This is a genomic window from Pseudomonas sp. WS 5410 (assembly GCF_012985645.1).
GTDB lineage: Bacteria > Pseudomonadota > Gammaproteobacteria > Pseudomonadales > Pseudomonadaceae > Aquipseudomonas > Aquipseudomonas shahriarae.
The window spans coordinates 1-25464 of the sequence record NZ_JAAQWS010000028.1 but is presented as its reverse complement, the minus strand read 5'-3'; the positions used below and the strand labels follow the sequence as shown (position 1 = coordinate 25464).

Sequence of the window (25464 nt, the reverse complement as noted above, 5' to 3'; positions counted from 1 at the left end):
CTGCCAGATACCATCAGGCTTTGACTACGTACTTCAAAAATCCATAAAACAATAAAAAGACGCCTCTTATGAAAACTCAACTCAAGTCGTTATTAATATCCACCGTATGGTTGTCCGCCCTTCTTTCCAGCGGCGCCAATGCGCAACCCTCAGCCCCCGCGACAGCAAAAATACCGCACGCCACACCCGAAAATGCAATTATGTTGACGGTATTTCTCAAACATGATCAATCCCGCCCATTAAGCGAACTAAGGGCGCAACTCGCCAAGCAGGATTTCTACAAAGTATTTCCACCGGAGGGAGTAGAAGTCGTCAGTTGGAACATCACCATGGGAATCGGCCAAGTCATCGTCCTGCGCCTACCCGCCTCTCGGTTGTCAGCGGTCAATCTGGCACTGGAAAATGCTGCATGGGGCACCTACCGGACCGAGTTTTTCCCCACCTATGATTTCCGGGAAATCGCCCAGGCAGAACAGAACAAGGTACGACAAACCCAGTAACGCCCCCCACGGATGCCCAGCGTCTGCAGCCTGCGCCGACGCTGGCATCCCCATGCCAAGGCCTCCCATCGAGGAATCATCTTTCATCTGCGGGCATTCGTACTACAAAAAATACCGCATACTCCAGAGATCAAACCCCACAACAAGAGCTGCCCCATGCCCGCCACTGTTCTGGTCCTGGTTGAAACCATCAATGAATACCTGCCCATCATCGAGAGCAACGACTTTCATGTGATTCTGGCGCCAACCCCCGCAGAACGCGCCCAGGCGATCAAGACCCATGGCGGGCAGATCCGTGCCGTGCTGACCCGTGGTCCACTGGGGTTGTATGCCGAGGAGATCGCCGCCCTGCCACTGCTGGAAATCATCTGCGTGATCGGTGCCGGCTATGAGCATGTCGACCTGCAGGCGGCGAGCAATCGCAAGATTGTGGTCACCAACGGTGCCGGGGTAAACGCGCCCTCAGTGGCCGACCACGCCATGGCCTTGTTGCTGGCGCTGGTACGCGGCATTCCCCAGACAGACGCGGCCGTGCGACGTGGCGAATGGCCCAAGGTGATGCGCCCGTCCCTCGCCGGCAAACAGCTGGGCATCCTCGGCCTCGGCGCGGTAGGCCTGGAGATCGCCAGGCGCGCCGCCCTCGGGTTTGGCATGGAAGTCAGTTATCACAACCGCCAGCCCCGCGATGACGTGGACTACACCTACTGCGCCAGCGCCGTGGAACTGGCGCGTAACTCGGACTTCCTGGTGCTGGCCACCCCCGGCGGCGTCGGCACGTACCACCTGATCGACCGCCAGGCCCTGGACGCCTTGGGACCCCACGGCTACCTGGTGAACATCGGCCGCGGCAGCGTGGTGGTGACCGCCGACCTCGTCGCCGCCCTTGAGCAACGCCGTATCGGCGGCGCGGCCCTGGATGTGTTCGACGACGAGCCCCAGGTGCCCGACGCCCTCAAGCGCCTGGGCAATACGGTGCTCACCTCCCATGTCGCCGGCCTGTCGCCCGAAGCGGCCCATGACACCGTGCAAAGGGTCGCCGAAAACCTCGTGGAACACTTCGCCGGGCGCCAGGTACTCACACCGGTTGCCTTGCCCCCGCCCGAAAAATGACCGATCAGGCACGCTGATTGTCGTCCAACACGCTAGCCTATTAAGCCACCACAGCCTTGTGGCAGGTTGGCTGTGCGCATTAGATTAGCCAATAGTCCAAGGCCTCAAGAATAAGCAAAAGGGATAAGCATGGCGCTCAATGACCAATCCACCCAGATTCGCCCAGGCGAAGAACTGGATGCCAGCCTCATCGACCCCTACCTCAAGGCCCATATCCCAGGCCTGAGTGGCAGCGCCAGAATCAGCCAGTTTCCAGGCGGCGCCTCCAACCTGACCTACCTGCTGGAATACCCCGAACAGGAATTCGTCCTGCGCCGCCCGCCGTTTGGCCACAAGGCCAAGTCGGCCCATGACATGGGCCGTGAGTTCCGCATCCTCAACCAGCTCAAGGATGGCTTCCCCTATTGCCCCAAAGCCTACGTGCACTGCACCGACGAATCGGTGATCGGCGCCGAGTTTTACGTGATGGAACGGGTCAAGGGCATCATCCTGCGCTCGGACCTGCCGCCGGAGCTGGGCCTGGACGCGGCGCGCACCGAAGCCTTGTGCAAGAGCTTTATCGACAAGTTCGTCGAACTGCACCAGGTCGACTACACCGCGTGTGGCCTGGCCGACCTGGGCAAGCCTGAAGGTTATGTGCAACGCCAGATTCGCGGCTGGAGCGAGCGCTACGAAAAAGCCCTGACCCCCGACGCCCCGAAATGGGAAGCCGTGCGTGCCTGGCTCAACGACAAGATGCCGGACGATCATCCGACCTCGAGCATCGTGCACAACGACTATCGCTTCGACAATGTGATCCTCGACCCCAACAACCCGATGCAAATCATTGGCGTGCTGGATTGGGAGCTGACCACCCTGGGCGACCCGCTGATGGACCTGGGCAACAGCCTCGCCTACTGGATCGAAGCCGCCGACCCGGCGCCCGTGCAACTGATGCGCCGCCAACCGAGCAACGCCCCCGGCATGCTGACCCGCCGCCAGTTTGTCGATTACTACGCCGAGCGCTCCGGCATCCAGATCGACAATTTCGACTTCTACTACACCTACGGCCTGTTCCGTCTGGCCGGCATCGTGCAGCAGATCTACTACCGCTTCTTCCATGGCCAGACCCAGGACAAACGTTTCGCGCAGTTCATCCACATGAACACGCTGCTGGAACAGATGAGCCTGAACGTCATCCACAAATCCACCCTCTGACCCGACAAGGAACCACCATGTCCAAGACTCATCTGTTCGACCTCGATGGCAAGATCGCGTTTGTTTCCGGGGCCAGCCGTGGCATTGGTGAGGCCATCGCCAAGCTGCTGGCCCAGCAAGGTGCCCACGTGATTGTCTCGAGCCGCAAGATCGACGGCTGCCAGCACGTGGCCGATGCAATCATCGCCGCCGGCGGCAAGGCCACGGCCATTGCCTGCCACATCGGCGAGATGGAGCAGATCAGCGAGGTGTTTGCGGGCATTCGCCAGCAGTTCGGGCGCCTGGACATCCTGGTCAACAACGCCGCGACCAACCCCCAGTTCTGCAACGTGCTGGACACCGACCTCGGCGCGTTCCAGAAAACCGTCGACGTGAACATCCGTGGCTACTTCTTCATGTCAGTGGAAGCCGGCAAGCTGATGCGTGACAACGGTGGCGGCAGCATCATCAACGTGGCCTCGATCAACGGCATTTCCCCGGGGCACTTCCAGGGCATCTACTCGGTGACCAAGGCCGCCGTGATCAATATGACCAAGGTGTTTGCCAAGGAATGTGCGCCGTTCGGCATCCGCTGCAACGCCCTGCTGCCGGGCCTGACCGACACCAAGTTTGCCTCGGCCCTGGTGAAGAACGAGTCGATCCTGAACATGGCCCTGGCCCAGATCCCACTCAAGCGCGTGGCCGACCCCAGCGAAATGGCCGGCGCGGTGCTGTACCTGGCCAGCGATGCCTCGACCTACACCACGGGCGTTTCGCTGAATGTGGACGGTGGCTTCCTCTCCTGACCCACGCTTGTGTGGGAGCGGGCTTGCTCGCGAAGACGTCGGCCTAGCAAACATTGATGTTGACTGACCCACTGCTTTCGCGAGCAAGCCCGTTCCCACATTTTTGATCGGCGCGGCCTGTACATACGAGTAACCTTGGCAGAATTGGCCGCCTCGGAATGAAACATGGAACTGCACGTCGTCATCCAGGGCCGCAAGGACCTGGCCGAACAGCTTTACCAGCAACTGCGCGACGCGATTGAATCAGGACGCCTGGCCGCTGGCGCGCAGTTGCCCCCCAGCCGCTTGCTGGCCGAGCAGTTGGGGGTGTCGCGCAAGACCGTGTCCGACACCTACACCACCCTGACCTACGAAGGCCTGCTGATCGGCAAGATCGGCCGTGGCACCTTCGTCACTCCCCATGCGCTGCGGCCAAAGGGCCTGCAAAGTGCGGCCGACCTGGCCTGCGCCGCCAACCTGGCCAAGTGGCAGGCCCTGCCCTCGCCCATGCGCCATCCGACACGCGAAAGCACGTTGCGCTGCGAGTTCATCGGTGGCGCCACCACCCGCAGCCTGTTCCCCCAGGACGAATGGCGACGTTGCACCCAGGACGCTCTGCGCCGCATTGCCAAAAACAGTGGTTTCTACGGCCAGCCCGAGGGCTTGCCGGCCTTGCGCAATGCGATTGCCGGGCATATCGCCTTTTCCCGTGGGGTCAACTGCCGCGACGACGACATTGTGGTGTGCAACGGTGCCCAGCAGGCACTGGACCTTATCGCCCGCGTGGTGCTGGAACCGGGCAGCATCGTCGCCATGGAAGACCCCGGCTACGCCCCGGCGCGCCTGCTTTTCGAAGCCATGGGCGCCACGGTGGCCGGCGTGCCGCTGGACGCGCAAGGGATCCAGGTCGAGTTGATTCCCGAAGGCACCCGACTGATCTACGTCACCCCGTCCCACCAGTTTCCATTGGGTATCCCCATGAGCCTGCAGCGCCGCGAAGCGCTGCTGAAACGGGCGCTGGCGCTGGGCGCAATTGTCATCGAGGACGACTACGACAGTGAGTTCCGCTACGAAGGCCGCCCCACTGACGCCCTGCAAAGCATGGATACACGAGGCATCGTCGCCTATGTCGGAACCTTCTCCAAGACCCTGCTCCCAGAGCTGCGCCTGGGCTACACGGTGCTGCCACCGGCCATCCGCGGCGCGGTACTCAAGGCCAAGCAACTGAGCGACCAGCACAGCTCGACACTGCCGCAATGGGCCCTGGCCAAGTTCATCAGCGAAGGCTATCTGCTCAAGCACATCCGGCGTTGTCACGCGGTCTACACCACCCGCCGCGAACGCATCCTCAGCCGCCTGGCCGGCGACCTGTCGCCCTGGTTCGAAGCCGTGCCCAGCGTGGCCGGGTTCCACTTGGCCGCACTGTGCAAAGTGCCCGTGAACATCCCCCTGCTGATCGAACGGGCGCGCCAGGTGGAAGTCGGCCTGTATCCACTGGACGTGTTTTTCCATCAGGCGCCGGTGCGTAGTGGCTTGATCTTCGGCTTCGGCGCCATCGAGACCCTGGATATCGACCCATCCCTGGACAAGGTGCGCGATATCCTGTTGCAGATTGGCTGAGGAGTAAGGAGGCCCTGCCAGTTCAGGACTCAGGGGCGCCTGAACTGGCGGCGCAGGTCTTCAATTGGCTGCCGACAGGCGCAGCCTTCCAGGTGGTCATTGACCATCCCCATCGCCTGCATGAATGCATACATCGTCGTCGGCCCGACGAATGTCCAGCCGCGCTTCTTCAAGGCCTTGGACAAGCGTACCGACGCCGGCGACGTCGGGTTGCCCGTCCAATAGGCCATGTCCACCACCGCCGGGCGCTCGTCGGCCGCCGGCTCGAATGCCCACAACCAGGCCGCCAGCGAGCCGTATTCATCCACCAGCTCGCAGGCCCTGCGCGCATTGTTGAGGGTCGAGAGGATTTTCGCCCGGTTGCGCACAATGCCAGGGTCGGCCATCAAGCGCTGGATATCCTGCTCGGTGTACTGCGCCACCCGGCGAAAATCAAAACCCTCGAACGCCCGGCGAAAATGCTCGCGCTTGCGCAGAATGGTGATCCACGCCATGCCGGCCTGGAAGCCTTCCAGGCAGATTTTCTCGTACAGCGCCCTATCATCGGCAACCGGTACACCCCATTCGTGATCGTGGTAATCGGGGTACTCGGCAGCGGCCGTTCGCCATGTACAACGGGTCAGTCCCGTTTCATCGGTTGTCAGTCCAGGCTTGTCCATGCATCACCTCAGCAGCCAAGCCGGGGATGATAAGCGAAAAATTTTCCAGACCGCCAACCGCTCAAGCATCACGGTTACCGAGCAACTGGTAAGACCGGACAACCTAAACAGCCCCTCCCCCCCTTGTAGTTTGCAAAAAACCGAGCGTAGACTGGCCGCGCACTGGACTTACCGGTAAGACCACAACAATTAAGCCCTGGACCCACCAGGGCACCGAATAGAGATCCTTCCCATGCTCAGATGGTGCTCGCGTTCGATTTTCCTGCAAGTCGTCATAGGCCTGATGCTCGGCATCGCGTGCGGCTTGGCCCTTCCCGAATTCTCCTCACAACTCAAACCCCTGGGTGACGGCTTTATCAAGCTGATCAAGATGCTGATCGGCCTGATCGTGTTCTGCGTGGTGGTCAGCGGCATTTCCGGTGCTGGCGACCTGAAAAAAGTCGGGCGCATCGGCCTCAAGTCGGTGATCTATTTCGAAATCCTCACCACCATCGCCCTAGTACTGGGCCTGGTGCTGGCCTTCAGTACCGGGATCGGTAGCGGGGCCAATATCCATCTGGAACAGCTGTCTTCCGCCGGCCTCAATGAATTGGCGGATCGTGGCCAACATATCAAGGGCACTAGTCAGTTCCTGATGGACCTGATCCCCAACTCGGTGATCGGCGCCTTTGCCGACAACAACGTACTGCAAGTGCTGTTGTTCTCGGTGCTGTTCGGCAGTGCGCTGAACCTGGTAGGGGAAGCGGCGTCGGGCATTTCACGACTGATCAACGAACTGAGCCATGTGATCTTCCGCATCATGGGCATGATCGTGCGCCTGGCGCCCATCGGCGTATTCGGTGCCATCGCCTTTACCACCAGCACCTATGGCCTGGATTCGCTACAGCACCTGGGCAGCCTGGTGGGTCTGTTCTACCTGACCTGCATCGCGTTTGTCGCGCTGATCCTGGGCGCGGTGATGCGCCTGTCGGGCCTGCGCATGCTGCCGCTGCTCAAATACCTGCGCGAAGAGCTGCTGATCGTGATGGGCACCGCGTCATCCGATGCAGTGTTGCCACAGATCATGCGTAAACTGGAGCACCTGGGCATCGGCAGTTCCACCGTCGGCCTGGTGATCCCCACCGGTTACTCGTTCAACCTCGATGGTTTCTCGATCTACCTGACCCTGGCCATTGTGTTTATCGCCAACGCCACCGGTACGCCGTTGTCGATGACCGATCTGCTGACCATCCTGCTGGTGTCGCTGATCACCTCCAAGGGGGCCCACGGCATACCGGGTTCAGCCCTGGTGATTCTGGCCGCGACCCTCACCGCCATTCCCGCCATCCCGGTGGTGGGCCTGGTGCTGGTGTTGGCCGTGGACTGGTTTATGGGGATTGGCCGTGCACTGACCAACCTGATCGGCAACTGCGTGGCGACCGTGGCCATTGCCCGCTGGGAAAAGGACATTGATCTGCAACGGGCCAACAAGGTGCTGGAGGGGCAGCAAGGGTATGCGTTCCAGGCCAAGAAGCCGGTGTTGCCGGCTCACCAGGAGTTCTAGCGCAGATCGAGTGTGGGAGCGGGCTTGCTCGCTCCCACCGTTAATCGTCGCCATTTTTACCGTTTGTGTTTGCAACATAAGGAGCCCGGCGTGATCAGCACCTCAACCGTCGTCAATTCAGTCGTAGAAAAACTACGCGCCGCCCTGGCCCGAGGCCAATGGCGGCGTGGCGAAATGCTCCCCGGCCAGCGCGAACTGGCCGAACAATTGGGCATCAGCCGCCCGAGCCTGCGCGAAGCCGTGATCGTCCTGGAAACCCTCGGCCTGGTGCGCTCGATGCCCGGCAAAGGTGTGGTCGTGCTGGAAACCAGCGTCAACGAGCCCCAAGCCCATGATGCCGTGGCCGACGCCAGCCTCGCCGACATCCTGCAACTGCGCTACACCCTGGAGCCGTTTATCGTCGGCCTGGTGGCCCAGTCCATCACCAGCAAGGAAATCGGGCAACTGCGCCTGACCCTGATGGACATGCGCGAAGCCCTGGACGCCAACGACAGTGAAGCGGGGATGAACGCCTACATCGCCTTCCACGAAGAACTGTTCGCCCTGACCTCCAACCCGATCTTCCAGAACGTGGTGCAGCAGACTAGCAACGCCCTCAAGCAAAGCGCCCAGGTGTTGCGCAACTCCCCCGAACACCTGGCCGAGCGCCTGCAGGAAAACGAAGCGGTGGTGCGCGCGATCCGCAGCAAGAACAGCGCCCAGGCCAGCGCCGAAATGCGCCGCCATATCCTCAACGAAGGCCAGCGCATGGGGACCGCCCTGAACATTCCCGACGACCATCTCGGCAACTGACTCTGGAGGCTGGCCATGAGCGCTCATGCCCTGCAACGCACTAACGTTGTCACCGCCCCGCCCCCCATGCGCCTGGTGCCCGGTAAACGGCCCTCGGTGGATGACCTCTACCCACGGCTGTTCGATGCCATCCTCGAACAGCGCATCGTGCCCACCAGCCGCTTTACCGAAGAAGGCCTGGCCGAACAATTTGGCGTCAGCCGCAGCGTACTGCGCCGGGTCCTGGCGCGCCTGGCCGAGCAGCAAGTGATCATCCTGCGCCCCAACCTGCGTGCCCAGGTGGCGGCGCCCGATGCGCAGCAGGTGCAACACATTCTCGAGGCGCGGCGCTTGATGGAAGTGACCGTGGTGCAATTGGCGTGCGCACAGGCCAGCCCCGGCCAGGTGCGGCGCTTGCGTGAACTGGTGGCGCGCCAACGGGCGTGCGTCGAACAGGGCCAGCAAGGCCCGGCCATCCGCCTGTGTGGCGAGTTTCACCTATTGCTGGCGAGCATTGCGGGGAATCGGCCACTGGCGCAGTTTCTCAATAGCCTGGTGCCGTTGACCTCGCTGGTCATTGCGCAACAGGGAACGTTCGCCGGGACCTGGCGTGAGCAGTCGGCGATGATCGAGGCACTGGAGCGCAGGGATGGGGGCACGGCCGTAAGCCTGATGACCCAACATCTGGATCATCTGCAAGCACAACTCTCGTAAGCCAATGGAGATTCAACTGTGGGAGCTGGCTTGCTTGCGATGGCGGTGGGTCAGCCGCCAGCAACAGTGACTGGACTGCCACTATCGCGGGCAAGCCCGCTCCCACAGGGGATCTGCGCGGCGCAGAGAATGTTGGTACCACCACAAATCAAATGTGGGAGCTGGCTTGCCTGCGATGGCGGTAGATCAGTTGCCAGAAACAGTGACTGGACTGCCGCTTTCGCGAGCAAGCCCGCTCCCACAGGGGATCTGCGCGGGGCAGAGAATTTTGGCCCCACCACAAATCAAATGTGGAAGCTGGCTTGCCTGCGATGGCGGTGGATCAGCCGCCAGCAACAGTGACTGGACTGCCGCTATCGCGGGCAAGCCCGCTCCCACAGGGGATCTGCGCGGGGCAGAGAATGTTGGCACCACCACAAATCAAATGTGGGAGCTGGCTTGCCTGCGATCGCGGTGGGTCAGCCGCCAGCAACAGTGACTGGACTGCCGCTTTCGCGAGCAAGCCCGCTCCCACAGGGGATCTGCGCGGGGCAGAGAATTTTGGCCCCACCACAAATCAAATGTGGGAGCTGGCTTGCCTGCGATCGCGGTGGGTCAGCCGCCAGCAACAGTGACTGGACTGCCGCATTCGCGAGCAAGCCCGCTCCCACAGGGGATCTGCGCGGGGCAGAGAATGTTGGTACAACCACAAATCAAATGTGGGAGCTGGCTTGCCTGCGATGGCGGTGGGTCAGCTGCCAGCAACAGTGACTGGACTGTCGCTATCGCGAGCAAGCCCGCTCCCACAGGGGACCTCACTGGCGCAGAGAATGTTGGTACCACCACAAATCAAATGTGGGAGCTGGCTTGCCTGCGATGGCGGTGGGTCAGTTGCCAGAAGTAGTGACTGGACTGCCGCTATCGCGGGCAAGCCCGCTCCCACAGGGGACCTCACTGGCGCAGAGAATGTTGGTACCACCACAAATCAAATGTGGGAGCTGGCTTGCCTGCGATGGCGGTGGATCAGTTGCCAGAAGTAGTGACTGGACTGCCGCTATCGCGGGCAAGCCCGCTCCCACAGGGGACCTCACTGGCGAAGAGAATGTTGGTACCACCACAAATCAAATGTGGGAGCTGGCTTGCCTGCGATGGCGGTCGATCAGTTGCCAGAAGTAGTGACTGGACTGCCACTATCGCGAGCAAGCCCGCTCCCACAGGGGATCTGCGCGGGGCAGAGAATGTTGGCACCACCACAAATCAAATGTGGGAGCTGGCTTGCCTGCGATGGCGGTGGGTCAGTTGCCAGAAGTAGTGACTGGACAGCCGCTATCGCGGGCAAGCCCGCTCCCACAAGGGGCACCAGGGGCAGCAAATTTTGCATACACCCCACATTGAATCGAGTGAAAACAAAAAGCCCCGTCTCTCGCGAGACGGGGCTTTGTTTTAACGCGCTAGCAGCCGATTACAGCACCGCTTGACCACTCATGGCCAGGTCCAGCAGTTCCCGGTTGGCCACCGCGTACATGGCGTAGTCCGTGCCGACCGCAGCCCGGATTTCCACCATCATCGCGCGCCAGCGTTCGACCATGCTCGCGTTCTGCTCAAGCCACAGGGCCACGCGGGCTTCCATGTCTTCTGGCGCATCGGCCATTTGCAGAACCTTGATGGTGATCGCCCGTTGCTGCCAGTCCACGTCATCGCGGAAGGCTTCGCGGGCCTGGGCCTGCCAGTTGTTACCCACCGGCAGATCGCTGATCTGCTGCAGGTACCACGGCAAGTCCAGGGCGCTGCCCACGGCGAAGTAGGCCTTGGCCACATCGGCAGCGCTCTGACCGGTAACGTCAGCAGCCTCGATGATCGGCAGCAAGGTGTACAGGTGCGTGGTGCCGGCAACCATGCGCGCCAACAGCTCAGGCACACCGGCTTCGACATAGGCCTGGTAACGGTTCTGCCAGCCTTCGCGGGTCGGGCCTTCCAGCAGTTCGTCGAGCTTGAGGCCCAACGCCGCCAAGTGCGGACCGAAGTGCGCCACATCACGCGCGGCATCCTGCTCGTTGCGACGGCTGCGCAGGAACCAGCGGGTAGCCCGACGGCCCAGGCGCATCAGTTCGTCCATCAGCGCCAGTTGCACTTCAGCCGAGACCTGGTGATCCAGGGCTTCGATCTGACGGAACCAGTGCGGGAGGTGGAAGATGTCGCGCACGATCACATAGGCGCCCGCCACGTTCGCCGGGCTCATGCCGGTCGACTCTTTGAGGCGTTGCACGAAGGTGATGCCCATGTGGTTGACCAGGTCGTTGGCGATCTGGGTGCTGACGATCTCGCGCTTGAGGCGGTGGCGACGCATGGCCTCGCCGAACTTGGCCACCAGGCTCGGCGGGAACGCGGTCTCCATGTCGCGGGTCAGGTAGTCGTCATCCGGTACCAGGGACTTGAGCAGCGCTTCCTTGAGGTCGATCTTGCTGTAGGAAATCAGCACCGACAGTTCCGGACGGGTCAGGCCCTTGCCGCTCGCGGCGCGCTCGACGAGCTGCTCCTCGGTCGGCAGGTACTCGATGGCGCGGTCCAGCTTGCCGCGGCCTTCCAGGTCGCTCATCAGACGCTTGTACTCGGCCGCACGCTCGTAGGCTTTGCGCGCCGCCAGGGACAGGGCCTGGGTCTGCTTGTAGTTGTTGCCCAACACCAGGCTGCCGACTTCGTCGGTCATGCTCGCCAGCAACTGGTTGCGTTGCTTGTCGGTCATGTCGCCAGCCTGCACCACTTCGTTGAGCAGGATCTTGATGTTCACTTCGTGGTCGGAGCAGTCCACACCACCGGCGTTGTCGATAAAGTCGGTGTTGGAACCGCCGCCATTGAGGCCGAATTCCACGCGACCCAGCTGGGTCATGCCCAGGTTACCGCCCTCGCCCACTACTTTGCAGCGCAGCTCGTTGCCGTTGACGCGCAGCGCGTCGTTGGCCTTGTCGCCGACATCGGCGTGGCTTTCGGTGCTGGCCTTGACGTAGGTGCCGATACCGCCGTTCCACAACAGGTCCACCGGCGCCTTGAGCAAGGCGTTCAGCAGCTCGGTCGGGGTCAGCTTGTCGGCCTGGATGTCGAAGCGTTCTTTCATCTGGGGCGAGATGGCAATGCTTTTGGCGCTGCGTGAGAAGATCCCGCCACCTTCAGACATGATGCTGGTGTCGTAGTCCGACCAGGCCGAACGCGGCAGCTCAAACATACGCTGGCGCTCGATGAAGCTGGTTTCCGGGTTCGGGTTTGGATCGATAAAGATATGCAGGTGGTTGAAGGCCGCGACCAGTTGCAGCTTGTCGGACATCAACAAGCCGTTGCCGAACACGTCACCGGCCATGTCGCCGACGCCGACCACGGTAATGCTGTCTTTCTGCACATTGATGCCGCGCTCACGGAAGTGACGCTGCACACCGACCCACGCGCCCTTGGCGGTGATGCCCATTTTCTTGTGGTCGTAACCGGCCGAACCACCAGAGGCAAACGCATCGCCCAGCCAGAAGCCGTAGTCGATGGCGATGCCGTTGGCGATATCGGAGAAGGTCGCGGTACCTTTGTCGGCCGCCACTACCAGGTACGGGTCGTCGTTGTCGTGGCGGACCACGTTCAACGGCGGCACCAGGGCACCGTCTTTCAGGTTGTCGGTAATGTCCAACAGACCGGAAATGAAGATGCGGTAGCAGGCGATGCCCTCGGCCGCGATCTCGTCCCGGCTGCCGCCCAATGGCAGGCGACGCGGCAGGAAGCCGCCCTTGGCGCCGACCGGCACGATCACCGAGTTCTTCACCTGCTGGGCTTTCACCAGGCCCAGCACTTCGGTGCGGAAGTCTTCTTCACGGTCGGACCAGCGCAGGCCGCCACGGGCAACGTTACCAAAGCGCAGGTGCACGCCTTCGACCCGCGGCGAGTAGACGAAGATTTCAAACTTCGGCACTGGCTTGGGCAACTCGGGAATAGCGTGGGGGTTGAACTTGAAGCTGAAGTACGACTTGTTCTGGCCGTTGGCATCCGCCTGGTAGAAGTTGGTGCGCAGGGTGGCCTTGATCAGGTCCAGGTAGCGCCGCAGGATCCGGTCTTCGTTAAGCACCTGCACATCGTCCAGGGCGTTGAGGATCGCTTGCTCCAGGCGCTGCTGCTTGTCTTCCAGGTCGTCGGCAGTCAGCTTGCGCGCCAGGTAGAAGCGCGTCTTGAACAACCGGGTCAACTCGCGGGCGATGTCGGTGTGGTTGTTCAGGGTGCTGGCGATGTAACCCAGGTCGAAGCCCAGGCGGATCTGCTTCAGGTAACGGGCATAAGCACGCAGCAGCGCCACGTCACGCCATGGCAAGCCGGCAGTCAGTACCAGGCGGTTGAATGCATCGTTCTCGGCATCGCCATTGACGATGTGCACGAACGCATCCTGCAGGGTGTCGTTGAGCTGCTGGATATCGAGGTTCAGGCCTTCGGCGGCGGTGAACGCAAAGTCATGGATCCAGAACTCGCGGCCATTGGCGTGGCGCAGGCGGTACGGGAACTCACCGAGCACGCGCAGGCCGAGGTTCTCGAGGATCGGCAGTACATCCGACAACGCCAGCGGGGTGTCAGCGTGGTACAGCTTGCAGTGCAATTCCTGCTGGCCGGTCACGTGGCCCAAAGGCTGGTAGAAGCTCATCACCAGTGGCTTGGCTTCGGTCAGGTTCAACAGGTGCTGCATGTCGACTACGGCCGAGTGCGCGGCAAAGCGCTCGCGGTAGCCTGCCGGGAAGCCTTTCGGGAAATCCGCCAGCACGTTGGTGCCGTGGGCTTCGCCGAAGCTCTCGACCACCAGGCTCGCGTAGTCGTCCTGCCAGCTGCGGCAGGCCTGCACCACTTCTTTTTCCAGGAGCAGCGGGTCGATATCCAGGCGGTTCTTCGGATCGACCCGCAGAATCAGCTGGACACGGGCCAGTACGGACTCGGAGAAAAACGTCCAGAATTCGCAGTCCGAGGCTTTCAGGCGATCCATCAGCACTTGCTGGATCTTCTGGCGCACTTCGGTGGAGTAGATATCGCGCGGCACGTAGGCCAGGCAGTAGCAGAAACGGCCGTACGGGTCTTTGCGCAGGAACACGCGGATCTTGTTGCGTTCCTGGATCTGCACGATCGACATCACGGTGCTGAACAGCTCGTCCACCGGGGTCTGGAACAGGTCGTCGCGGGGCAGCACTTCAACCACCTGGGCCAGCTCCTTGCCCAGGTGCGCCTTGGCCTGGAAGCCCGAGCGGCGCTCGATTTCCGCGACCTTGCGGCGGATATAAGGAATCACCCGCACGCTTTCGCCGTACACCGAGGAGGTGTAGAGGCCCATGAAGCGGCATTCCTTGACGACCTTGCCATCAGCATCAATCTGGCGGATCGACACGTAGTCAGGGTAAGCCGGACGGTGTACACGGCTTGGGTGCGCGGCCTTGGCGAACGACAACACGGTCGGCTCGCGCAGGTAGGCCACGGCGTAATCTTCGATGCGCAGGTCTTCAGCGGTGAGGCCGGCGCGCAGCAGTTTGGTCAGGCCGAGGAAGGAGTTGGCGTCATATTCCAGATGACCGCCGTCCTTCTCGTCACGTACCACAAATTCTTCATAGCCGAGGAAGGTGAAGTGGTTGCCCACCAGCCATTCCAGGAAACTCTTGATCTCGGCCTTTTCTTCACCGTCGATGGTCAACGGGCTGTTGTCGATGCTGTCCAGCAGCTCCTGGACCTTGGCTTTCATCGGCTCGAAATCAGCCACGGCCACCCGCACTTCGCCCAGTACCTGCTCAAGTTCCTTGCTCAGGACGTTCAGCTCGGCGGCGTTGGCGCAGCGGTCGATCTCCAGGTACATCAGGGATTCTTGCAGGACGTCTTCGCCCTGGGTGCCCTTGGGCAGGATTTCCAGCAACTCGCCCTTCTTGCCACGGCGCACGCTGAGTACGGTGGTTTGCAGGGTATGGATGCTGTAGCCGCGACGGTTCAGCTCAGTGCGCACCGAATCCACGAGGAACGGCAGGTCATGGTGCAAGACCTCGACCGCAGTGTGGGTCGACTGCCAGCCGTGGCGTTCGTAGTCGGGGTTGTAGACCCGCACTTGCGGCTGGGTGTGATCAAAGCGCTCAAGCAGGCGCCAGGCAGACAGGGTGCAACCGGCCAGGTCGGACATGCGACGCTGGGTCAGCTCGTCCAGGGAAATGATGCCGAAGAATTGTTCAGCGAACAGCGCCACTTGTGGCAGTGCCTGTTCACTGATGTGCTGCGCCAGTGCCGCTTGCAGTTGATGCTGGAAGTCGGCTTTGCTGGCTGCGGTGAAGAACGCCATCTGTGGTACTCCGCTTGGGCTTGTTATTGATGGAAGCGTCGCGTGTTGTCCCCTGATGGGGAGGCCGTCATGTCTGTTCGCAGGTGCTGATGATAAGCACCATAGACGAATCAGGGTGACAGGTGGGTGAAGCTGGACAAGACCCTGAGGTCACATTCGACGTCCACTGGATGCACCACCGGCGGATGACGACACGACGGGCAGGCCAGAGTCACGCAGAAGGTACACCCGTTGCGCAGCTTAACGAGTGCGGCGAGCAGGCTGCTTACTGCACTGCGACATATTCGGTCAACACCCGGCAATGGGCGGTTGCACCAAGAGCAACCCCTCCCGCCAGTCAAGGGGTGGCTAGCGATTGAAAGTGGGCGGCCATGCAGGCTCGGCGAGAGTGCTGACAGGTAAATATTCATACACTCGTACAATCTAATTCCCAGCTCCACGCAGGAACCGTATTTCAAAATTCAGTCACTTAGTGTGCGTAGGCAGTCATGCCCATAAAGGCCCTATTACCACTCAACGAGGCTCAATTGAACGTACACTCTTCCTCCCTTAACGTCCCACCCGGTGGGAACCGTGGCTCTTTCTTCCAGCCCACTGCACGATCAAGTTCGGACAATGCCCCCGCTGCCTCCACGCCGCACTTTCCGGCGCCCTATTTCAAAGCGCCCCTATCCAGCAACAAGGCCGTCGAACAACTCATCAGCCAGTACAAGCAGCCCAAGACGGCAGATGAAATTACATCCATGGAAGTAAAGCGTCAGATAAAGGAAAAGTTCGGTAAAGATATTGACCCCGATAATACCTACTTAGTGAGCATTCAGTATGATCACCGCACCAATACCCCACCTTACAGCGGGGTCATTGTTCAAAAAATATCCCTGACTCAGGCAGCGAGGCTCAACCAGCAGGAAGAGCCTGACTTCCACGGGGCGATACGTTCAAAAGAGGACGGCCCTTTTGAAATAAGGAAAAGTTCAAAACATACAGATAAGCCTGACGCCTTTGGTAGGTTCCCGCGCCCAAATGAGACGGGGTTCACCAGCCACTTTCAAGGGATTTACACGGAGCCGCAACAGGGGTCTGCGAATACCTATGATGCGAGCAAGAGGGTCGATATCCCGGCAACTGAGTTCAAACAGATGGTATGGGATAACAGTTATAAATCCCCTTATGACCAGTACCTTAACAATTACTGGAACGGCAACTCCCGCCATGCCTACTCCGAAGCGGCGAGAGGCGCGTTTTTGAAAGCGTCACACGTTCAACACCATGACAAGTCTCTTACCGAAAACGATCGCCAGATTGCCATGGGTGTCGCGGGCATGCCGGCCGACAAAAGTTACCTATCCCTTAATCAAAATGACCTGACACAGCCCTACAAGGCTGACCCGAATCTGGAAACCAAATTCCTCACATTCAAAGGTTTCCCCATGCGCGCTTTTTACACCCAGGATAAGACCACCGGCAGGGTCTTGTTGTATCTACCTGGCCAGGCGTCTCCGTTGAAAGGCTTCGACTCCAAGAAAGAAATGAATAAATGGCTGGCCGAGCAAATGAAAGATCCGCAATTCGTCGAAAGTTTCAAACTTTACTTCCGCCCCGAAGACCTCGGTAATGAATTCCTGTCCAAAGGCATTGATGCACTCGTAGACAACACCCGCGATGTACTTAACGGTGACCTTCCTGCCTCCACGCAAGAAAAGCTCGGTTATTTTGACGAGGGTGGCCTATTCGATGGCCAGGTTGTCCAGGGAAGTTCATTCGAGGAACTCCAGCATCGCACCGAGGTAGACCTGAAAAGCGCCACTCGTTTTCAATTCGTCCTCAATCGCGACGTCAACGCAAAGACTGCGTTCAAGTACTTGAACTGGGCAAAATATGGGCTACTTCTTTTAGCCCCACTCGGAATCGCTTTCCCGCCGCTGGGCATTGCCCTGACGGCCACAAGCACAGCGGTGGGCACCGCGCAACTCGGCATTGGCATAGACAGCTATATCCACAGGCGCCCTGGGGCAGACAAGCTCATTGGCGAAGGTTCCGTGAAAACCCTTCTTCCTGTGTTCACCAGTGGTTTGGGGAATGCCTTTAAACCGTTAAGCAGCGCAATCAGTGCCTGGGCCTCCAAAACCTGATGCCCGCTTGATACAAAAGCCGACACAAAGCCCGATGCAATGGCAGAATCAAGGCCTGCCGGCCTTGAAGCCGCCTTTCCAGACAGGACTCTACATGCAACTGACCACCACCCACCTGCTCGCCACCCCCTGCGACGACGAAGAAGACAACATGGCCATGCTCTGCTGCCACGGTACCCATGGCGAGATGTTCATGCTGTCGCGTTATCCAGATGAGGACGAAGTTGAACTGACCTGGGACTACGAGCCTTCGACCCTGGAAGGCTTGAAGATCACCCTGAGCGCGACCACCCTCCTGGTGGAAATCGGTGCGGCGGACAAGGACGCATTGGGCGGCAGCGACCACCTGCAGATCAATCACGGTACCGCTGAGGCGGACCTGGCCGAGGTAGAAGAAACCCTGCAGAACATTCTCAAGGGCACTGGCACTTATATCCGCACGCCTTGATGGGCACCTGCTAAATCGCCATCGCGGCAATGCGGCGACCCGACAAGCCCGCCCCCACCTGTGGGAGGCCGGGCTTGCCCGCGATGAGACCCTTATAAACGCCAAAAACCTCAGACCTTTCCTACAGATCGCAAAAAAATACCCCCTGGTTCATTAGTCGCCAGCCCCTCCAATGCATTAAAGTAGGCCCCCCAGGCCTTGGCATTTTTCCCAATCCCCAGGCTCATCTTTCCAGGAACCGTCTTTGATGGAACATCGTGAAGCGCTGCTCGCGCTGCGAACCTTTCTTTCTACGCAGATTCTCGGCCAGGAAAAACTCATCGAGCGTTTGCTCATTGCCCTGCTCGCCGACGGCCATATGCTGGTAGAGGGCGCTCCCGGCCTGGCCAAGACCAAGGCCATCAAGGAGCTTGCCGAAGGGATCGAAGCACAGTTCCATCGTATCCAGTTCACCCCCGACCTGTTGCCCGCCGACATCACCGGCACCGAGATCTATCGTCCGGAAACCGGCAGTTTCGTGTTCCAGCAAGGGCCGATCTTCCACAACCTGGTGCTGGCGGACGAGATCAACCGTGCTCCGGCCAAGGTCCAGTCGGCCCTGCTCGAAGCCATGGCCGAGCGCCAGGTCAGCGTCGGGCGCAGCACCTACGAGCTGTCGCCGCTGTTTTTGGTAATGGCCACGCAGAACCCCATCGAGCAGGAAGGCACCTATCCCCTGCCCGAAGCCCAGCTCGACCGCTTCCTGATGCACGTCAAGATCGGCTTCCCCGATGCCGCCGTGGAGCGGCGCATCCTGCAACAGGCCCGTGGCGAAGCGCTGAATGGCGAGACAAAGCCCGAGCGGCGGGTCAGCCAGCAGGCGATTTTCGCCGCGCGCAAGGAAATCCTCGGCCTGTACATGGCCGACGCCGTGGAGGAATACCTGGTGCAACTGGTCATGGCCACGCGCACCCCGGCCAAGTTCGACGCGGAAATGGCCGAGTGGATTGCCTATGGCGCCAGCCCCCGGGGCTCGATTGCCCTTGATCGCTGCGCCCGCGCCCACGCCTGGCTGGCCGGGCGTGACTTTGTCAGCCCGGAAGATATCCAGGCGGTGCTGTTCGATGTACTGCGCCACCGCATCATTCTGTCGTTCGAGGCCGAAGCGGCCGGCATCGACCAGGACCGCGTGGTGCAGCGTATTCTCGACGTCGTAGCCGTCGCTTGATCTCCATGAATGCCGACGACGGGATCCATGTCAGCCTCAGCGAATTGATCGAGATGCGCCATCGCGTGCGCGAAGTACAGCTGTTTTCCACGCCCAGCCAGCGCAGCCCGTTGATCGGCCTGCACCACTCCAAACTGCGCGGGCGCGGCGTGGACTTCGATCAGGTGCGGGTGTACCAGGCCGGCGACGATGTGCGCACCATCGACTGGCGCGTCACCGCCCGCACCCAGGAGCCCCACACCAAGCTGTTCCACGAAGAGCGCGAACGGCCGATCTTTATCATGGTGGAGCAAAGCTGCCGGCTGTTTTTCGGCTCCGGGCTGATGTTCAAGTCGGTCCTCGCCGCCCAGGCCGCAAGCCTCATCGGCTGGGCCGCGCTGGGCCACAACGACCGGGTCGGCGGCCTGGTGTTCGGCGATAACGAGCACTACGAAATCAAGCCCCGGCGCAGCAAGCAAAGCCTGCTGCAACTGCTCAACCGCCTGGTACGGGTCAACCAGAGCCTCAACACCGAGAGCCGCCCCGAAGCCGACGCCCTGGGCATGGCCCTGCGCCGAGGCCGCGAAGTGCTGCGCCCCGGCAGCCTGGTGATTGTGATTTGCGACGAGCGCGCCCTGACCGAGGGCGCGGAGCAGCAACTGAGCCTGTTGTCGCGCCATTGCGACCTGTTGCTGCTGCCGGTCTCAGACCCGCTGGACCACGCACTGCCCGCCGCCGGGCTGCTGCGTTTCGCCGAGCGCGGCGCGCAATTGGAAATCGACACCTTGAACTTCGAGCTGCGCCAGGCCTACAAGGCCCAGGCCGAAGCACGCATCGCCCGCTGGGAATTGCTCGCGCAAAAACTGCGGGTACTGCTGATGCCATTGAGCACCCAGAGCGAAATGGTCGAGCAACTGCGCGAATACCTCAACCCGCAACGCCCGGTGAAAAAGCCATGAGCAGCCTGGACCAGTTGCAACCGCTGATCGCCCCACCGGCCATTGGTTTCTGGCCGCCGGCGCCGGGCTGGTGGCTGTTGCTGGCGCTGATCCCCCTGGCGGGCTGGGGCTTGTGGCGGCTGCGGCGCTTCCTGCCGAGCAAACGCCCCCTGGCCCGGGCCGAACAGCCCCTGGACCCGCTGCGTATTGCCGCCCTCGCGGAACTGGCGCTGATGCCCAAGCCCTACGACGGCGCACCGGCCGGCGCCTGGCTGCAGCAGCTCAACGGCCTGCTCAAGCGCCTGTGCCGCAACGACTACCCCTACAGCCAGAGCCACACCCTCAACGGGCGCAAATGGCTGGCCTTTCTCGACAACCGCTGCCCGGCCGCCGGCCTCACGCGCTGGATGGTCCTCGTCGAGGGCGCCTACAAACCCGAATGCAAGCTCGACGACAAGGCCATCGCCGGCCTGACGCAAGCGGTCGACACCTGGATTCGCAAACATGTTTGAGTTCGCCTGGCCGTGGGTCTTTGCCCTGCTGCCCCTGCCCTGGCTGATGCGGCTGATCCTGCCGGTGGCCGACAGCGGCGAGCCGGCCTTGAAAGTCAGCTTTCTGGGCGACCTCGAAGGCCTGGCCCGGCGCCGCGCGCGCATCAACCTGCCAGGCTGGCGCCAACAAGCGCCGTTCGTGGTGCTGTGGTTGTTGCTGCTGACCGCCGCCGCCCGCCCGGAATGGCTCGGCGAACCGTTGCCGATTGCCGCCAGCGGCCGCGACCTGTTGGTGGCGGTGGACGTGTCCGGCTCCATGGACTTCCCCGATATGCAATGGCAGGACGAAGACGTCAGCCGCCTGAGCCTGGTCAAGCACCTGCTTGGCGACTTTCTCGAAAGCCGCGAGGGCGACCGCGTTGGCCTGATCCTATTTGGCAGCCAGGCCTACCTGCAGGCACCGCTGACCTTCGACCGGCGCACCGTGCGCACTTGGCTGGATGAGGCACGCATCGGCATCGCCGGGAAAAACACCGCGATTGGCGACGCCATTGGCCTGGCCCTCAAACGCCTGCGGCAACGCCCGGCACAAAGCCGGGTGCTGATCCTGGTCACCGACGGGGCCAACAATGGCGGCGAAATCGACCCATTGACCGCCGCCCGCCTGGCCGCCGAAGAAGGCGTGAAAATCTACCCCATCGGCATTGGCGCCAGCCCCGAACAGACCGGCAGCCTGGGCATGCTCGGCCTCAACCCCAGCCTGGACCTCGACGAGCCGGCGCTCAAGGCCATCGCCCAGACCACCGGCGGGCAGTATTTCCGCGCCCATGACGGCGCCGAGTTGCAAGCGATCAAACAAACCCTCGACCAGCTGGAGCCGGTGGCGCAACAACCAACCCAGGCCCGCCCGACCCAGGCGCTGTATAGCGGGCCGCTGGCCCTGGCGCTGTTTCTCAGCCTGCTGCTGGTGATCCAGGAACGCTGGCCGGACAACGCCCTGCAACGGCTGCTCAACAAACTCTCGACCAAGGGCCATTTCCTGCAACAGCACCCGCAATGGCGGCAACGCCTTAAACGCCTGCGCTTGCGGAGGCGTCGATGATCGCTTTATGGCCGCACTGGTTCCGCCCCTGGTGGCTATTGCTGCTGCCCGTCCTCGGCTGGTTGCTGTGGCAACTGTGGCACCGGCAAAAACGCGCCGGGCGCTGGCAGATGATCCTGCCGCCGGCCTTCCACGCCGCCCTGCTCAGTGGCGGCAATGGCCGGGAAAGCAAGTCACCATGGCTGTTGCTGGGCCTGGCCTGGCTGCTGGCGGTGCTGGCCTTGCTCGGCCCCGGCTGGCAACGGGTCGAACAGATCAGCCAGAAGCCCGCCGACCCGCTGGTGGTGCTGCTGGAGCTGACCCCAGAGATGCTTGCCACCGACAGCCCGCCCAACCGCCTGGAGCAGGCGCGGCGCAAGCTGGTGGATCTGCTGCAGGCGCGCAGCGATGCGCAGACCGCCATCGTCGTGTATGCCGGCAGCGCCCACACGCTGGTGCCACTGTCCGACGACCTGGCCACCAGCCGCAACCTGCTGGAAGCCCTGCGCCCGTCGATCATGCCCGAGGCCGGCCATCGTGCCGACCTGGCAGTGGAAAAAGCCCTGGGCCTGCTCAAGCACGGCGGCCTGGGCCAGGGTCGCCTGTTGTTGATTGGCTCGTCGCTGTCCAAGCAGGAACGCCAGGGCATTCGCCTGCTGCTGCAAGGCCAGGCGCCGAGCCTGTCGATCCTCGGCATCGGCAGCCGCGAAGGCACGCCAGTGACCCAGGAAAGTGGCGAGTTCCTCAAGGACGAACAAGGCGCGATCCTGATCCCGCGCCTGGACAGCCCGACGCTCAAGGCCTTTGCCAGCGAAATGGGCGGCCGCTATCGCCAGGCCCGCCTGGACGACAAGGACCTGCGTGGCCTGGGCCTGCTGGACGGCCCGCAAAACCTGCGCGACGACGGTCAGCGCCTGCAACTGGACACCTGGGCCGACCAGGGTTACTGGCTATTGCTGCCCTTGCTGCTGCTTGCCGCCTGCGCCGGGCGCCGTGGCTGGCTGTTCTGCCTGCCGTTGCTGCTCCTGGCCGCGCCGCAGCCGAGCTACGCGTTCAGCTTTGACGACCTATGGCTGCGCCCCGATCAACAGGGCCAGTACCTGCTCAAGCACAAACGCCCGGCCGAAGCCGCCGAACACTTTGAAAACCCGCAATGGCAGGGTGTCGCCCTGTACGAGGCGGGCAACTATGCCGAGGCGGCCCGGCGTTTTGCCGAAGGCAGTGATGCCTATTCCCACTACAATCGTGGCAATGCCCTGGCCCGCACCGGTGAGCTGGAAGCCGCGATAGACGCCTATGAGCAAGCCCTGGAAGCCCAGCCGGACTTGCAGCCCGCCCTGAAAAACAAAGCCCTTGTCGAGAGCCTGCTGCTGGAAGAGCCAGAACCTGAGCCGCCCGCACCGGAAAAAAACGAGGATGACGAATCCACCCAACCCGGCCAAACTGCACAACCGGGCGACAGCGGCCAACAGGCCAACGGCGGCGAACAATCGCCCCAGGGCGCGGGCCAGGCAGGCACGGCTGACACACAAACCGGCACCCCGCCCGTTGCCGGCAACAACGAAGTACCCGGCAGCGAACTGGGCGACGAACAAACCACGACGCCGCCCTTGCGCCCCACCGAGAGCAACCTCGACGAGGAGCACCGCCAGGCCCTGGAACAGTGGCTGCGACAGATCCCGGACAACCCCGGCGAGTTGTTGCGACGCAAATTCTGGTACGAACAGCAACAAAATCAGGACAAGACTCGATGAGCCGCTGCACCCCCTTTGTCTTATTGCTAGCGCTGTGGGCCGGTCACGCCCAGGCGGCCGACCTGGCCGCCAGTATCGACCGCAGCCGCGTCAATTCCGGGGAAACGGTGGAGCTGACAATCGAGTCCAACGACGTCACCCAGTTCGGCAAGCCGGACCTGGCGCCCCTGGACCCGCTGTTCGACGTGCGTGGCACCCGCCAGATCAACCAACTCACCACCCTTGACGGCAGCAACCACGCCACCACTCGCTGGATCATCACCTTGCAGCCCAAGACCACCGGCACCGTGGTGATCCCGCCGCTGCAACTGGGCGAACTCAAGACCCAGGCGATCAGCCTGCAAGTGGACGAAACCCTGGGCCAGGACAGTGACAATCAACTGGAACCGGTATTCATCGAAGCCAGCCTCGATGAGGGCAGCGTCTATGTGCAGGCCCAGGCCCTGCTGACGGTGCGCATCTACCACTCGGTGGCGCTGTATGACGACAGCAGCCTGACGCCGTTGCAGTTGTCTGACGCGCGGGTCGAGCAGGTGGGCGATTCGCGCACCTATGAAAAAGTCATCAACGGCGTGCGCCACGGCGTGATCGAAATGCGCTATGGGATCTACCCGCAACACAGCGGGCAACTGCTGATCCCGGCGCAAATATTCAGTGCCACCCAAGTCGAACCGCGCCCGGCCCAGGGCACCACGCCCCAGGCACCCAGGCCCGGCAAGCTGTTGCATGTCAATTCCACCGAAATCCCCCTGACGGTCAAGCCCAAGCCGGCCCTGTACCCCGCAGACGCCCCCTGGCTGCCGGCGCGCAGCCTGAGCCTGGGTGAAAGCTGGAACCCGGAACCTACGAACGTGCAGGTCGGCGACTCCCTGACCCGCATCCTCACCCTCAAGGCCGAAGGCTTGGCCAGTGCCCAGTTACCGGCGCTGCCGAGCACCGAAATCGCCGGCCTGCGGCGTTACCCCGACCAGCCGGTGTTGAGCAACCAGAGCAGCGAGCGCGGGGTGATCGGCAGCCGCGAAGACCGCGAGGCCCTGGTGCCCAACCGCGCCGGCGCCCTGGAGCTGCCGGCGGTGGAGGTGGTGTGGTGGAACACCCATGAAGACCATCTGGAACGCACCAGCCTGCCGGCCCGCACCCTGCAAGTGGCGGTCAACCCGAGCCTGGTGGTCGACACCCCGGCCACCCCCACCGTAATCACCGCACCGGACGATGGCCGCCTGTGGATCTGGCAACTTACCAGCCTGCTCCTCGCCGGCACCACCCTGCTCGGCTTCGGCCTGTGGTGGCGGGCCCGCTCCCGCCCGGCAATCCAGCGCGCCGCCCAGACCGGGCCCAGCCCCCGCACCTTGCTCGACGACCTCAAGCGCGCGAGCCAGGCCAATGACCCCCAGGCCACACGCCAGGCGCTGGATGCCTGGGCACGCCAACAACCGGAAACCCTGGCGGACATGGCGGCGCGGTTTGTGCCCTTGTCCGATGCCCTGGATGGGCTGAACGGCGCGCTCTACAGCGAAACCGGCCAGTATTGGCAGGGTGAGGAGCTGTGGCGGGCGATCAAGGCCATTCCCATGGCCGAGCGCGAACAGGCGCCGGTGGCCGACAGCACCAGCTTGCCGCCGCTGTATCCCAAGTAACTGGCCATGCTGTAGCGACATTGAGCTCGGCGCAGGCATATTCGTTGGGGCATGCGTGGACTGCTGTGGGAGCTGGCTTGTCGGTGATGGCGGGGTTGTGTACATATCCGTTGCTGCGGTTACGGCGGCTATTGGTTCCGCCCTTACGGCGGCTCACTTTGGAAAGCCCCAAAGTAAGCAAAGGGCTCTTGCCCCACCACTCGGCACCTCGCCTAGGCTCGGTGTGCCCGTCATCCGACATTGATTTGGGGGGCCGCCGCGATGGGCCATCCATGGCCCAGCGCGGCTAAACCGGCGTCCTGCCGGTTTACCCCCCAAATCAAAATCGGATAACGGCCAGCGTGGTTTAACGGGGCGCCTCAGATCAAAAGCAAAGCGAGGCGGCCTGACAGCCGACCTGATCGTCAAAGCCAGCTCCCACAGGGGAATGCAGCTTCCCGCTCTGGCTTTGCTGTTGCTCTGTTTTTGATCTGGCTTTTGATCTTGATCTCAGGCGCCCCGTTAAACCACGATGGCCGCAGGCAGGTATTGCGCAGTGGGCACCCCGGCATGGATGCCGGGGTAGCCGCGACACGGCCAGGGATGGCCGATCGCGGCGGGCCCACGGAGCAATGCCTG

18 protein-coding genes are annotated in these 25464 nt (G+C 62.1%); 16 read left to right on the top strand and 2 right to left on the bottom strand.

Going from position 1 to position 25464, the window contains the following annotated elements; all coding sequences use genetic code 11:
- The first annotated feature begins 68 nt into the window (after positions 1–68).
- From HBO24_RS27110 to HBO24_RS27090, 5 genes are all read left to right on the top strand, one after another.
- Positions 69–500: a hypothetical protein gene (locus HBO24_RS27110; protein WP_057959823.1), complete on the top strand. Its 432-nt coding sequence runs from the start codon at positions 69–71 to the stop codon at positions 498–500.
- Positions 501–656: 156 nt separating this feature from the next.
- Positions 657–1610 (top strand): 2-hydroxyacid dehydrogenase, encoded by a 954-nt coding sequence (locus HBO24_RS27105; RefSeq protein WP_170060710.1) that lies wholly within the window; start codon positions 657–659, stop codon positions 1608–1610.
- Between the two features lie 129 nt (positions 1611–1739).
- Positions 1740–2807, top strand: coding sequence for a phosphotransferase family protein (locus HBO24_RS27100; protein WP_170060709.1), 1068 nt, complete (start codon positions 1740–1742; stop codon positions 2805–2807).
- 17 nt (positions 2808–2824) lie between these two features.
- A complete protein-coding gene (locus tag HBO24_RS27095; RefSeq protein WP_057439666.1) occupies positions 2825–3592 on the top strand; it encodes an SDR family oxidoreductase in 768 nt (255 codons plus the stop codon).
- Between the two features lie 165 nt (positions 3593–3757).
- The gene (locus HBO24_RS27090) at positions 3758–5191 is read left to right on the top strand and encodes a PLP-dependent aminotransferase family protein (RefSeq protein WP_120732622.1); all 1434 of its coding nucleotides are present in this window, start codon (positions 3758–3760) and stop codon (positions 5189–5191) included.
- A 29-nt stretch (positions 5192–5220) separates the two neighbouring features.
- Here the strand turns inward: HBO24_RS27090 and HBO24_RS27085 are convergent, their stop codons facing one another.
- Positions 5221–5850 carry a DNA-3-methyladenine glycosylase I gene (locus tag HBO24_RS27085; RefSeq protein WP_057439667.1) on the bottom strand — a complete coding sequence of 210 codons (630 nt, stop codon included), beginning with the start codon at positions 5848–5850 and terminating at the stop codon, positions 5221–5223.
- Between the two features lie 217 nt (positions 5851–6067).
- Here HBO24_RS27085 and HBO24_RS27080 point away from each other — a divergent pair, with 217 nt between their 5' ends.
- From HBO24_RS27080 to HBO24_RS27070, 3 genes are all read left to right on the top strand, one after another.
- Entirely contained in the window at positions 6068–7393 is a 1326-nt protein-coding gene (locus HBO24_RS27080) for a C4-dicarboxylate transporter DctA (protein ID WP_169961414.1), read from the top strand.
- A 90-nt stretch (positions 7394–7483) separates the two neighbouring features.
- Positions 7484–8185 carry a FadR/GntR family transcriptional regulator gene (locus HBO24_RS27075; protein WP_057439669.1) on the top strand — a complete coding sequence of 234 codons (702 nt, stop codon included), beginning with the start codon at positions 7484–7486 and terminating at the stop codon, positions 8183–8185.
- A 15-nt stretch (positions 8186–8200) separates the two neighbouring features.
- Positions 8201–8878, top strand: coding sequence for a GntR family transcriptional regulator (locus HBO24_RS27070; RefSeq protein ID WP_170060708.1), 678 nt, complete (start codon positions 8201–8203; stop codon positions 8876–8878).
- A 1441-nt stretch (positions 8879–10319) separates the two neighbouring features.
- Here the strand turns inward: HBO24_RS27070 and HBO24_RS27065 are convergent.
- Entirely contained in the window at positions 10320–15179 is a 4860-nt protein-coding gene (locus HBO24_RS27065; protein ID WP_057959829.1) for an NAD-glutamate dehydrogenase, read from the bottom strand.
- Positions 15180–15706: 527 nt separating this feature from the next.
- Here HBO24_RS27065 and HBO24_RS27060 point away from each other — a divergent pair.
- The 8 genes from HBO24_RS27060 (at position 15707) to HBO24_RS27025 (ending at position 24846) form a co-directional block, all read left to right on the top strand.
- Positions 15707–17311, top strand: a complete 1605-nt coding sequence (locus HBO24_RS27060) for a DUF6543 domain-containing protein (RefSeq protein WP_170060707.1) — start codon at positions 15707–15709, stop codon at positions 17309–17311.
- Between the two features lie 94 nt (positions 17312–17405).
- Positions 17406–17759, top strand: coding sequence for a hypothetical protein (locus HBO24_RS27055; protein WP_057959831.1), 354 nt, complete (start codon positions 17406–17408; stop codon positions 17757–17759).
- Positions 17760–18006: 247 nt separating this feature from the next.
- A complete protein-coding gene (locus tag HBO24_RS27050) occupies positions 18007–18966 on the top strand; it encodes a MoxR family ATPase (RefSeq protein ID WP_057959832.1) in 960 nt (319 codons plus the stop codon).
- Between the two features lie 5 nt (positions 18967–18971).
- Positions 18972–19904 carry a DUF58 domain-containing protein gene (locus tag HBO24_RS27045; protein WP_170060706.1) on the top strand — a complete coding sequence of 311 codons (933 nt, stop codon included), beginning with the start codon at positions 18972–18974 and terminating at the stop codon, positions 19902–19904.
- Positions 19901–20395 (top strand): DUF4381 domain-containing protein, encoded by a 495-nt coding sequence (locus HBO24_RS27040; protein ID WP_057438644.1) that lies wholly within the window; start codon positions 19901–19903, stop codon positions 20393–20395. The genes HBO24_RS27045 and HBO24_RS27040 overlap by 4 nt, the downstream gene beginning before the upstream one ends.
- The gene (locus tag HBO24_RS27035) at positions 20388–21476 is read left to right on the top strand and encodes a VWA domain-containing protein (RefSeq protein WP_057444734.1); all 1089 of its coding nucleotides are present in this window, start codon (positions 20388–20390) and stop codon (positions 21474–21476) included. The genes HBO24_RS27040 and HBO24_RS27035 overlap by 8 nt, the downstream gene beginning before the upstream one ends.
- A complete protein-coding gene (locus tag HBO24_RS27030; protein ID WP_170060705.1) occupies positions 21473–23209 on the top strand; it encodes a tetratricopeptide repeat protein in 1737 nt (578 codons plus the stop codon). Before HBO24_RS27035 ends, HBO24_RS27030 begins: the two co-directional genes overlap by 4 nt.
- The gene (locus tag HBO24_RS27025) at positions 23206–24846 is read left to right on the top strand and encodes a BatD family protein (RefSeq protein ID WP_057959835.1); all 1641 of its coding nucleotides are present in this window, start codon (positions 23206–23208) and stop codon (positions 24844–24846) included. The genes HBO24_RS27030 and HBO24_RS27025 overlap by 4 nt, the downstream gene beginning before the upstream one ends.
- Positions 24847–25464: the final 618 nt, after the last annotated feature.